The organism is Lentiprolixibacter sp. (assembly GCF_982873095.1).
The window spans coordinates 1-10,894 of the sequence record NZ_CEYNTP010000074.1; the positions used below are offsets into that span (position 1 = coordinate 1).

The window sequence follows — 10,894 nt, forward strand, 5'->3', positions numbered from 1 at the left end:
AGCAAAGCGAAGAAAATCCTTTGTTTGGCAGTCAGTTGATCGTTGATGGTTTATGGGAAAGAATAAGCTATTGGCCTATGAGGGTCTGGATGATAAGGCCCCTCTCGTATACTATTATACACAAACACTATATTTATACCCCGCTCAGGATGATACAGTCTAAAGGTTTCACCTCTTGAAAACATACAGCAAACTATTATTAGGCCTTAGCACGATTTTGGCAATTGCCCTTGTGATCCTGCTCTCAATGGGCATGGCGGATCAAACCGGCCTATTGGCGATCGGGTTCTTCCTGAGTTTGGCGATAAGCTTTCAGGGGATCCCTGCATTAAAAGGTTTCTCCTACACCGTCCTGATCTTTGCCGCCGTATCGGCCTCCCTGTATTATCCCGGCCTGTTTACCGAAATAGGGGGCTTTAATCTAAAAAAGCTCATCGTACCCCTGCTCATGATCATCATGTTTGGCATGGGTACGGCGATGAGCATTAACGATTTTTACGGGGTGATCAAAATGCCCAAAGGTGTTTTGATAGGGGTCATTTGCCAGTTTACCATTATGCCCTTTGTAGGGCTCGGCCTGACCCTGGCATTTAAGCTGCCCCCTGAAATTGCCGCAGGGGTTATCCTGGTAGGCTGTTCCCCAAGCGGCCTGGCTTCTAACGTGATGGCGTACATTTCCGGGGCCAACCTGCCTTTATCCCTGACCCTGACCGCCGTGGCCACGCTATTGGCCCCCTTGATGACACCTTTTTTAATGAAGCTCCTGGCCGACCAACTGGTGCCCATCGATTTTTTAGGGATGCTCTGGAGCATTGTGAAAATCGTTATTCTCCCGATCATCGCTGGCCTGATCTTTAACAAATGGGCCCATGGCCGGTTTGCGTGGCTGGATAAAGCCATGCCCGTAGTTTCCATGGCAGGTATCGCCATCATCATAACCATTATCACCGCTGCAGGTAGGGATTCACTGCTCACCATTGGACTTACCCTGATCTTGGTTGTGATATTACACAATGCCGCTGGTTATTTCCTCGGGTACTGGGGAAGTCGCTTAACGGGATTGGATGAAAAATCCGCCAGAACTGTAGCTTTTGAGGTGGGGATGCAAAATGCCGGCCTGGCCTCCGGAATTGCCCTGGAGATGAACAGGATAGCTACCATGGGCCTGGCACCAGCCGTATTCGGTCCCTGGATGAACATTTCGGGATCTTCCCTGGCCACCTGGTGGCGGGATGCCTTACCTGCTTCCAAATTCGGAAACCCCAAGGGATAAAGTGCTATATTAGTTAAGCTATAAAATGCTTGTAGCTAAATATCCAAACCATTATGAAGCCATATTCAAGAACTTATCTTTTACCCTTATTGCTACTTTCCTTGCTGCTTGTGGGGTGCCTTCGAGATCAGGAAAAATCAGAAACTGCGAAAGAGGTTATTATTGAACCGCCTGCTTCTGAAACAAATGAAGAAAAAGAAATAATAGCGGTCTTTGAGAAAATTCTTATTGCCGTGGGCAATCGGAATCCACAGGAATTAGGGAAATTGACTACGGATAAGGCCATCGTTGGATGGACCTATTTAGAAGATGGTGTCTGGAAAAATAAAGAGGTTACTGTGGAGGAATATTTGCTGGCAATGGCAGAAAACAAGGATCCAAAACCTATTTCAGAAATTGCCAAAGGATATGAGGTCTCGGTTACAGATGGCCGTTTGGCAATGGTAAAGGCAGAGACCATTATTTCCCAATTTGGCGTTCCGAGAAGCAGAGAAGTGAACAACTTCCTGATGATCAAAGAGCAAGAGGACTGGAAACTCTTCAGTATCGCATGGACGGTTCATCGCATCCCGGAAGAAGAAAAGTCATTTGATCTGGACCTTTTTGCCCACAGTTACGCCCAGGTCTGGTGTAGTAATAAACCGGAATTCGTGGCCATGTTCTATGAGGAAAATGGCAGCTTGCAGGTAAATGATGGGGACCCAGCCATTGGACGAGGAGCTATATCCGAAGTGGCCAATAGTTTTATGACCCAATTCCCGGATATGGTGGTGCGTTTTGACAGTTTGACCCCTGCCGCAAATGGCACCAGGTTTCACTGGACCCTGACCGGTACGGATGCCTCTCCGGATGGGAAGGGAAATGCAGTGGATATAAGTGGATATGAGCTTTGGCAAATGGGCAGTGACGGTCGTATAGCGAATTCTAAGGGATACTTTTCGGAGGAAGAATACAACAGACAACTGGAGTTTGGAATGGATAATTAAATCTGTTACTATTTCTGCTTTGGAACGGGGAATATTTTGTGCCAACAGGCTTCACCACCATAACCAGGAGATCATGAAAGTAAAAACCATATGCACCTTGCTTTTTTCAGGCTTGCTGATCTTCGGATGCGGGGAAAATTTGTCTGTACAGGGAGAAGCCATAGCAATAGACCTTACCACTAAACCAGATAGTGTTGAACTATTTGCCGAAGGAATTATCTCCACAGCGCTTTACGAACGGGACCTGGCCATTTCGCCAGATGGAACGGAACTGATATACAGCCTGGGGGATTATAAGCAGAACAGGAGGGTTTTGGTTCACATCCGTCAAAAAGACGGAAAATGGAACAGGCCAGATATCTTAAATATTTCCGGCACTTATGACGACATCGAACCCTTTTTGGCAGAAGACGGTCAAAGGCTCTTCTTCGCATCAAATCGCCCCATAGATAAAGGTTCGGATAGAGAAGACTACAATATCTGGTACAGTGATCGGAATGGGGAAGCATGGGGGGAACCCATAGCCTTGAATGAAAAGATCAACACCGAAAATGACGAGTTTTATCCGTCCCTGAGCGCCTACGGAAATCTTTATTTTACAGGGACTAGAGAAGACGGAATTGGTCGCGAAGATATCTTTGTTTCAAAAAAGGTCAATGGGGAATATCAGGCCGCTGAAGTTTTGGACACCACCATAAATACAGCCTATTTCGAATTCAATGCCTTTGTGAGTCCGGATGAAAATCTACTGATCTTTAGTTCGTTCGGCAGGGCAGATGGCTATGGCGGAGGCGACCTGTACTACAGCATAAGAAACGAGGAAGGTAAGTGGAGTAAGGCAAAAAATATGGGGGAACAGGTGAATTCTCCCTATCTCGATTACTGTCCTTTCATTGATATGGAAAGAAAGAACTTCTATTTTACTAGTGAAAGAACAGGAAAAGCTCCTGAAAGCATTAATTCTGTTGAAGAATTAAAGGCATTTTCAAATAATGTCCGGAATGGCATGGGTAATGTTTACAGGGTTGGTATTCGTACGCTTAAGTTACATTGAATTAAAACCTGTAAATGGTAATCTTCCTGACCCTTTTCCATTTCAAAAACCAATCCGCATTTCATTCTTTAAAAAACCGTACTTTCAACCCCAACAAAATATCATATGGCCTCAGGTTTTTTTGCCATTTTAGACGATATCGCTGCCCTAATGGATGATGTGGCTACCATGAGCAAAGTGGCGACAAAAAAGACTGCCGGCATTCTCGGGGATGACCTGGCCGTAAATGCAGAAAAGGCAACCGGTTTTGTTTCCAGCCGTGAATTGCCAGTGCTTTGGGCCATTATAAAGGGTTCCTTCCTGAACAAGTTGATTATTCTTCCCATAGCCTTCCTTTTAAGCGCTTATGTACCGTTGGCAGTGACCATAATACTTGTCCTTGGTGGGGTGTATCTGGCCTACGAAGGGGCAGAAAAAGTCCTTGGATATGTTTTCGCGCACAAGAAGGAAAAAACCAGTACCGCCAAACCCCTTTCGCAACACCAATCACCCGAACTTGAAAAGAAGAAGATCCGGGAGGCTGTTATCACCGATTTTATCCTTTCCGTGGAAATTATCATTATCGCTCTGGGTACCGTGGTGGAGCAACCCCTGAAAGTACAGATCCTGGTGGTTTCTGTGGTAGCACTGTTGGCCACTATCGGGGTTTACGGTATTGTAGCACTTATTGTACGTATGGATGACTATGGTATCCGGCTTATTAACTGGCAGGACGGGGATAATGGTCTCTCTGATAAAATAGGCAGGTTTCTGTTAAACGCCTTACCGTGGGTGATCAAGGGGCTTTCTGTTATCGGGACCCTGGCCCTGTTACTGGTTTCAGGGGGCATCTTTAACCATAACCTGGACTTCCTGCATCAATTGCTCCCGGGACTACCTGTGCTGCTGAAGGATTTTATTTTGGGCTTTGTGGTTGGAACCGCTGTAGTAGGGCTGCTCGGGCTCATAAAACATCTTATTATCAAAAAAGGCCGCGGGAGTTCCCCATCCGGGAATGTATAAGTCCACCTATAGTATTACCCCCCATAAAATTTCGAAAAAAAGCTGGGTTTTACCCCTTGGAGATATGCAGGCTAAGAACCATAACACCCCATGGACGACGCCAGAATACATCCGTCCTGCACTAAAAGGCAGGGGATCATTCCATGTGTATGCCGGTAATGAGGCTATCTCTTGAGGAAAATTTTCATCAGCAAATTTTAAGTCTCCCAAGCGTAGAGCTCCCATTCTTCCCGGCATAGGACGTACACATCTTTCTTAAACCCTTATCAAATCCACGCGGCATGTTGACGAATAGTTTTATATTCGTACAAAAGCAACATCATGAAGAGGCTTCAATCTGTATTTCTCCTGCTAACGATAGGTATCCTTTTAGCCGCCTGTGGCTCTGATGATAACTCAGGGGGAAATAATGAACCCGCGCCGGTCATCGGACAGTGGGACCTTGTGGAATTAAATGTTACCCCGGCCCAGGATATCAATGAGGACGGGACCTCGAGCAGCAATATACTGGAGGAGTTAAACTGTGTTTCCGGCACCCTGACCATTAACGATGTAGGCACCTGGACCTTAGACCTAAACGTGGTTATCGTAACCACCATTACAGGGGGATTGTTCAATATCCGATGTAACCCTGATGCAAGCTTCAATTCAGGGACATGGGCGTATCAGAATAACCAGCTCACCCTTTTCCAGGGGGCAGAACCTATTATCCTCACCCTTGACGGAGACCAGCTGACCAATCTGGTTGGGGAAACCCTTCCGGAATTCTTCAGTGAAGTCTATCAAAAACGTTAACTCATTTCAGAGGATATTAAACCAACACATCATATCTATTACCGGGAACTTCTGGAACTTCCTTACTAGCAATCCCCTGCTTTCTAGGTTCTGGATATCTTTGCAACAAAACTGACTATGGATTTCTTACTCAAACCCTGGCCCTGGTATGTTTCCGGCCCGTTGATTACAGCGGTTATGCTGTTGCTGGTCTATCTCGGCAAAACTTTCGGTATGTCCTCCAACCTGCGCACCTTGTGCAGCATAGGCGGGGCAGGTAAATATTCTGACTTTTTCAGGTTCGACTGGAGGACGCAGCGCTGGAACCTCATGGTGGTCCTTGGGGCGATTATCGGAGGCTTTATCGCGGTTACCTTCCTTTCGGACGGGTCTGCTATCGACCTGAATCCCAAAACCGTGAGTGAACTACAGGATCTGGGTTTCATGGAGGCGGGAAATACCCTTTTGCCCCCGGAAATATATGACTGGGATGCCGTCTTCAGCTTTAAGGGGATGTCCATACTGGTCATCGCAGGATTTTTGGTAGGCTTTGGAACGCGCTACGCCGGCGGGTGTACTTCAGGGCACGCCATATCAGGGCTTAGCAATATGCAATGGCCCTCTCTCATTGCCGTAATCGGCTTTTTTATTGGAGGTTTAATCATGACACATTTTATTCTCCCCTTAATCTTTGGTGCATGAAAGCAATTCGGTTTTTAGGAGTAGGTATATTTTTTGGCATCGTGCTCGTGAAGTCAGAAGCGGTTTCCTGGTACAGGATCATTGAGATGTTCAAATTTCAGTCCTTCCATATGTACGGCATCATAGGTTCAGCAGTGATCCTGGGGGTGCTGTCCTTGTGGCTTTTCAAGAAGGCTGGTATCAGAAATACGGAAGGTGAGGTCATGCATATCCTTCCCAAGGAAAAAGGCATTGTAAAGTATTTGCTCGGGGGAAGCCTATTTGGGCTTGGCTGGGCCCTGGGGGGTGCCTGCCCGGGCCCTATGTACATCCTCGTAGGAACCGGGGTATTCAGTATGTTCATTGTAATTGCTGCTGCGATCCTGGGGACCTTTGTATACGGCTTGCTCAGGGATAGGTTGCCTCACTAAACCATAGAACGCATTACCCTTTGACTGACTGGTTAGCACTTCTGCCTAATGGGCCTTCACTATATGCTGTACAGGTAGTAAAAGAGCCCTGTAAAGAAAAGCTCCTCTTTTCTTGTAGATGTAAGTGGATATAGCGCGTTAGTAATAAACGAAATGTCGAGGGGGCCGGGTTGGGTGGTCTAATTCGGCTAATGCGATAGCTTGGTGGCTGAGCTACACTACACGATCTCAGCGCTCAGGCCGGCTTGCAGGAGTTTGCTGCAGCGAGGCTTAAGATCCGTGAATTCCCCAGTCTTTACGGTACACTTGCCTTTAAAATGAACAATTATTGAGCATTGTTCGGCTTGCTCCGGGGTGTGATCACAAACGTCTATCAAGGTTTCTATAACGTGATCAAAGGTATTGACATCATCATTGAACAAGATGATCTCGTGCTGCTTGACCACTTCTTCCTCAACCAGTAACTCTTCCGATAACTTTTCCTTGGCACTCATAGGATCAGGATTCGTACTTCTAAAATACATATTTTGCTGAAACCCAATCTCCTTTTTTCAGTTTTTCTGAAATCCGCATACCAAGGGCACTGCATTTCTCCGAAATAAGTAGCAGATCTTCCTGGTAAAATCCGCTGACGATAAGTATCCCCCCGGGTTGTTCCAGGCAGTCTACGTATTGGGGTATATCCATTAGCAAAACATTCCTGTTGATGTTGGCCAGGACCAAATCAAACCGCCTGCCCCGCAGCAAGCTGGCATCCCCTTTATACACCGTTATGTTTTTTCGCTTATTCCTGTCTGCGTTTTCGAGGGTGTTTTCATAGCTCCATTCGTCAATGTCAATGGCCGTGACCTGTCGCGCTCCACGCATGGAAGCCAGTATGGCCAGTACCCCCGTACCGCAACCCATATCAAGTACTGCTTTATCTTGAACTTCAGCCTTTAGGAGAAACTGAACCATCATATGGGTAGTTTCATGGTGCCCGGTGCCAAAGCTCATTTTGGGTTCGATGACAATCTCATAGGGAGCGTCCGTAGCGGGATGAAAAGGGGCACGGATAACACAGCTATTATCAACTATTATGGGCTCAAAATTTTCCTCCCAGGCCTGGTTCCAGTTTACAGGTGCAATCTCACGTACCTCATAGCTGATTTCAAACTCCTGATGGGAGAGCGCTCCAACTGCATCAAGTTCCGCTGGTCCCATTTCCTTAGGTATATAGGCCAGTACTCCGGTCTCGGTCTCCACGAAACTGTCAAATCCCAATGCAGCCAGTTCCGCAATAAGGATTTCTGATGCCGGCTGCAGGGGATGAACTTTAAAAACGTATTCCAGGTAGGACTGCGCCATCCGGGTCAGATGCCGTTTATGATGCCGATAAAGTCATCGGCCTTGAGCGCGGCACCTCCAATTAGTCCGCCGTCCACATCAGGCTTGGAAAAGATCTCCGCAGCATTCCCCGGTTTTACACTGCCTCCGTAAAGGATGGTAACGGATTGTGCTACTTCCTGGCCGTATCCGGATCCGAGCGTCTCCCGGATAAATGCGTGCATTTCCTGCGCCTGCTCTGGTGTTGCTGTCTCCCCCGTACCAATGGCCCATACGGGTTCGTAGGCCAGGACAATATGCTTCCAGGAGCTTTCGGGCAGGTGGAACAGGGCGTTTTTCAGCTGGCTTTCCACCACTTCAAAATGCTTGCCGCCATTGCGGTCAGACAGTTCTTCTCCAAAGCAAAAAATTGTTCGCATTCCCTCAGCAAGGGCCGTATCTACTTTCTTTTTCAGGAGTTCGTCGTTCTCCCCAAAATACGCGCGACGTTCAGAGTGCCCCAGGATAACGGTAGTCACCCCGATGTTTTTTAGCATGCCCGGGGCGATCTCCCCGGTAAAGGCGCCGCTTTTTTCGAAATGCATATTCTGGGCCACTACCTCAACTTTACTTCCTTCCAGCGTCTTTACGGCTTCGGAAAGATTTACAAAAGTAGGCGCCACCATGACTTCGGCCGAAGTCTCCGGAAGTTTTCCTAATAATTCTGTAAGTAATGCCTGGGTCTCTTCCAGGTTTTTGTTCATTTTCCAGTTTCCGGCTACAATTTTGCTTCTCATGATGTGTGTTTTGTAATCTGTTAATTAATTAGTCGAACCTAAGTTCTTCCAGGTCATTGAAATGCACCTTCTGAAGGATGGTCCCTTTATTCAACACCAGTACTCCAGGATTAGAGCGTACAATGGTTTTAAGGGTAGTCTCATCCGTAAAAAAGAATTCAAAATTCAGATTAAAATTCCGAATCAGCTCTGAGGTAAGTTGCGGCCCCGAAGCCGACATTCCAATCACCTTATATCCCTTATCCAATGCCTTATCCGTACTGGCCTTAACCGCTTCAAAAGCTTCCAGATCTGTCTTCCCGAGGTCATAGGCCACCACCATCACCAAGGCAGGCTCTTCCAGGAGCTCGGCTGCCTTGTCTTCTCCTTCCTGCTCCAGGGTGAAGTCGTGTATTGGGGGTTCGTACCCCTTTTGCACCTCTGTGGTTTCCACCCCAATGAAGTCCCCTTCCACGCTGGGATACTCCCCATTGGTCACTATTACCTGTTCTTCCCCGTTGACGGAAAATTTCCAGGCATACTCGAAGATGGCCTTGGGGGCGTCTTCCGGTACGGTCATCCCTTCCTGTATATTGGCCCCAATCTTATACGGACGAAAATCGATTACTGGCAAATGGTTCAGAACATGGTTGGCGTAAAGGATACAGGCCAGTAATGATACCCCGGCCAGGACCAGGTTAATTTTGGTAACGAAAATGGGCTTGATATATTCATCCCCGAACCAGAGCACCAGGATCAGCACGAGGAGGACCACATCCTTACTGAAGGATTCCCAGGGGGTTAGCTTGATGGCATCACCAAAACAACCGCAATCGGTCACTTTATTAAAATAGGCCGAATAAAAGGTAAGGAAGGTGAAGAAAATGATCATTCCCATGATGCTCCAGAGGGTGATCCGTTTTTGGAAACCGAGTAACAACAGCACCCCCAGGATTACTTCCAGAATAACCACAAATAAGGAAATGGCCAGGGCATAGGGCATAAAGACAGGCAGGTCCAGTACACCAGGACTAAAATATTCTTCGAGTTTAAAAGAAAAACCAACCGGGTCATTGAGCTTGATGTAACCGCTGATTATAAACAGGACCCCAACAACAATCCGACAAATATGGACTAGGTATTTCATAGGCTTAATGGGTATGCACCCCTAAATGGATGAGCGCAAAGACTGCGTAATTAATGATATCCTGGTAATTGGCGTCAATGCCTTCGCTCACCAGTGTTTTTCCCTGGTTGTCTTCGATCTGCTTTACTCTGAGAAGTTTTTGCAGGATAAGGTCAGTCAGGGAACTTACTCTCATATCGCGCCAGGCTTCTCCGTAATCAAAATTCTTGGCTTCCATCAATCCCTTGGTCCTGGCTACAGCAGCATCGTATAATCCAAGGGCTTCCTCAGGTTGCAGGTCGGGTTCTTCAGCGATCCCTTTTTCTACCTGGATCAATGCCATTACGCAGTAATTGATTATTCCGATAAATTCCGGCACCTCCCCTTCATCCACCTTTCTGACCTCATTTTCCTGCAAACTTCGTATCCGTTGGGCCTTGATATAGATCTGGTCTGTAAGTGATGGCAGGCGCAGGATCCTCCAGGCACTGCCGTAGTCTTTCATTTTTTTAGAGAAGAGGTCCCGGCAACGGGTTATAATTTCATCGTACTGCTCGGAGGTATGCTGCATGGAAAGCTCGAAATTTATGTAAATTTCGCGTAAATTATTATAAACTTCAAGGTTTTGGATTTAAACTTGTTACCAATATTTACAAACTCCCGGTGCGTACCGATTATCCCATGACATTAAATTGCAAAGGGCAACTGATTTCCCTGAAAACCCCACTGGTTATGGGGATTTTGAACATTACCCCGGATTCTTTCTACGATGGGGGCCGATATAAGCAAACCACTGATATCATGCGCCAAACCGAAAAGATGCTGCAGGAAGGAGCTGCCTTTATCGATGTTGGCGCCTACAGTTCCCGTCCCGGAGCGGCCCACGTTCCCGAAAAAGAGGAGGAAGCGCGCATATTGCCTGTGATAGATCTGCTGCTGAAGGAATTCCCGGATGTCCTCCTGTCTGTTGATACCTTCAGGAGTGAAATCGCACGCAGCTGTATTGCCCACGGGGCAGCCATGATCAATGACATCTCCGGGGGGACACTGGATCCCAAAATGCTGGAAACCGCAGGGGAATTAAAGGTGCCATATATCATGATGCATATGAGAGGAACACCCCAAACCATGAGCGGGTTAACCCAATATGACAATCTGGTGGAGGATATCATCTATGATTTCTCCGAAAAGATCTCCCAGGCCAGGGCTGCCGGAATAAATGACCTGATCCTGGATCCCGGGTTTGGCTTTGCCAAAACCCTGGAACAGAATTACGAATTGCTGAAACAGCTCGACCTGCTGCTGAACCTGGACTACCCCCTTCTGGTGGGGTTAAGCCGTAAATCCATGATATACAAGCTGCTGGACCAAGGCCCGGAAGAAGCCCTGAACGGTACTACCGCCCTTCATATGTACAGCCTGGTGAAAGGCGCACACATCCTCCGCGTGCACGATGTCAGGGAGGCCGTGGAATGCATTCGCCTGT

13 protein-coding genes are annotated in these 10,894 nt (G+C 47.2%); 8 read left to right on the forward strand and 5 right to left on the reverse strand.

The window, feature by feature from the left end:
• Positions 1 to 175: 175 nt before the first annotated feature.
• From AC4E7D_RS06260 to AC4E7D_RS06290, 7 genes are all read left to right on the forward strand, one after another.
• On the forward strand, positions 176 to 1,273 hold the full coding sequence (locus tag AC4E7D_RS06260) for a bile acid:sodium symporter family protein (protein WP_490172956.1): 1,098 nt from the start codon (positions 176 to 178) through the stop codon (positions 1,271 to 1,273).
• A 53-nt stretch (positions 1,274 to 1,326) separates the two neighbouring features.
• Complete coding sequence (locus tag AC4E7D_RS06265; RefSeq protein WP_490172957.1) at positions 1,327 to 2,259, forward strand: nuclear transport factor 2 family protein; 933 nt, start codon at positions 1,327 to 1,329, stop codon at positions 2,257 to 2,259.
• A gap of 73 nt (positions 2,260 to 2,332) precedes the next feature.
• Positions 2,333 to 3,313 carry a TolB family protein gene (locus tag AC4E7D_RS06270; protein WP_490172958.1) on the forward strand — a complete coding sequence of 327 codons (981 nt, stop codon included), beginning with the start codon at positions 2,333 to 2,335 and terminating at the stop codon, positions 3,311 to 3,313.
• Between the two features lie 105 nt (positions 3,314 to 3,418).
• The gene (locus tag AC4E7D_RS06275; RefSeq protein WP_490172959.1) at positions 3,419 to 4,315 is read left to right on the forward strand and encodes a DUF808 domain-containing protein; all 897 of its coding nucleotides are present in this window, start codon (positions 3,419 to 3,421) and stop codon (positions 4,313 to 4,315) included.
• Between the two features lie 321 nt (positions 4,316 to 4,636).
• Positions 4,637 to 5,110, forward strand: coding sequence for a hypothetical protein (locus tag AC4E7D_RS06280; protein ID WP_490172960.1), 474 nt, complete (start codon positions 4,637 to 4,639; stop codon positions 5,108 to 5,110).
• A 117-nt stretch (positions 5,111 to 5,227) separates the two neighbouring features.
• Positions 5,228 to 5,791: a YeeE/YedE family protein gene (locus tag AC4E7D_RS06285; RefSeq protein ID WP_490172961.1), complete on the forward strand. Its 564-nt coding sequence runs from the start codon at positions 5,228 to 5,230 to the stop codon at positions 5,789 to 5,791.
• Positions 5,788 to 6,201, forward strand: a complete 414-nt coding sequence (locus AC4E7D_RS06290) for a DUF6691 family protein (RefSeq protein WP_490172962.1) — start codon at positions 5,788 to 5,790, stop codon at positions 6,199 to 6,201. Before AC4E7D_RS06285 ends, AC4E7D_RS06290 begins: the two co-directional genes overlap by 4 nt.
• A gap of 218 nt (positions 6,202 to 6,419) precedes the next feature.
• On the opposite strand, the gene AC4E7D_RS06295 is transcribed toward AC4E7D_RS06290, so the two are convergent.
• From AC4E7D_RS06295 to AC4E7D_RS06315, 5 genes are read right to left on the reverse strand one after another with little or no spacing between them, the layout of a single operon-like run.
• The gene (locus AC4E7D_RS06295; RefSeq protein ID WP_490172963.1) at positions 6,420 to 6,695 is read right to left on the reverse strand and encodes an ATP-dependent Clp protease adaptor ClpS; all 276 of its coding nucleotides are present in this window, start codon (positions 6,693 to 6,695) and stop codon (positions 6,420 to 6,422) included.
• Between the two features lie 19 nt (positions 6,696 to 6,714).
• Positions 6,715 to 7,548, reverse strand: coding sequence for a 50S ribosomal protein L11 methyltransferase (gene prmA / locus AC4E7D_RS06300; protein WP_490172964.1), 834 nt, complete (start codon positions 7,546 to 7,548; stop codon positions 6,715 to 6,717).
• 5 nt (positions 7,549 to 7,553) lie between these two features.
• Entirely contained in the window at positions 7,554 to 8,303 is a 750-nt protein-coding gene (tpiA, locus tag AC4E7D_RS06305) for a triose-phosphate isomerase (protein ID WP_490172965.1), read from the reverse strand.
• A 28-nt stretch (positions 8,304 to 8,331) separates the two neighbouring features.
• Positions 8,332 to 9,429, reverse strand: coding sequence for a BT_3928 family protein (locus tag AC4E7D_RS06310; protein ID WP_490172966.1), 1,098 nt, complete (start codon positions 9,427 to 9,429; stop codon positions 8,332 to 8,334).
• A gap of 4 nt (positions 9,430 to 9,433) precedes the next feature.
• Positions 9,434 to 9,979: a DUF1599 domain-containing protein gene (locus AC4E7D_RS06315; RefSeq protein WP_490172967.1), complete on the reverse strand. Its 546-nt coding sequence runs from the start codon at positions 9,977 to 9,979 to the stop codon at positions 9,434 to 9,436.
• A 110-nt stretch (positions 9,980 to 10,089) separates the two neighbouring features.
• Between AC4E7D_RS06315 and folP the strand changes: the two genes are divergently transcribed.
• Positions 10,090 to 10,894 (forward strand): dihydropteroate synthase (gene folP / locus AC4E7D_RS06320; RefSeq protein ID WP_490172968.1); only part of this gene is annotated, 805 nt, incomplete at its 3' end.

Bases quoted from the DNA above. Each gene is read 5' to 3' on its own strand.
- AC4E7D_RS06265 (WP_490172957.1), top strand. From the start codon at position 1,327: ATGAAGCCATATTCAAGAACTTATCTTTTACCCTTATTGCTACTTTCC.
- AC4E7D_RS06270 (WP_490172958.1), top strand. From the start codon at position 2,333: ATGAAAGTAAAAACCATATGCACCTTGCTTTTTTCAGGCTTGCTGATC.
- AC4E7D_RS06275 (WP_490172959.1), top strand. From the start codon at position 3,419: ATGGCCTCAGGTTTTTTTGCCATTTTAGACGATATCGCTGCCCTAATG.
- AC4E7D_RS06280 (WP_490172960.1), top strand. From the start codon at position 4,637: ATGAAGAGGCTTCAATCTGTATTTCTCCTGCTAACGATAGGTATCCTT.
- AC4E7D_RS06285 (WP_490172961.1), top strand. From the start codon at position 5,228: ATGGATTTCTTACTCAAACCCTGGCCCTGGTATGTTTCCGGCCCGTTG.
- AC4E7D_RS06290 (WP_490172962.1), top strand. From the start codon at position 5,788: ATGAAAGCAATTCGGTTTTTAGGAGTAGGTATATTTTTTGGCATCGTG.
- AC4E7D_RS06295 (WP_490172963.1), bottom strand. From the start codon at position 6,695: ATGAGTGCCAAGGAAAAGTTATCGGAAGAGTTACTGGTTGAGGAAGAA.
- prmA (WP_490172964.1), bottom strand. From the start codon at position 7,548: ATGGCGCAGTCCTACCTGGAATACGTTTTTAAAGTTCATCCCCTGCAG.
- tpiA (WP_490172965.1), bottom strand. From the start codon at position 8,303: ATGAGAAGCAAAATTGTAGCCGGAAACTGGAAAATGAACAAAAACCTG.
- AC4E7D_RS06310 (WP_490172966.1), bottom strand. From the start codon at position 9,429: ATGAAATACCTAGTCCATATTTGTCGGATTGTTGTTGGGGTCCTGTTT.
- AC4E7D_RS06315 (WP_490172967.1), bottom strand. From the start codon at position 9,979: ATGCAGCATACCTCCGAGCAGTACGATGAAATTATAACCCGTTGCCGG.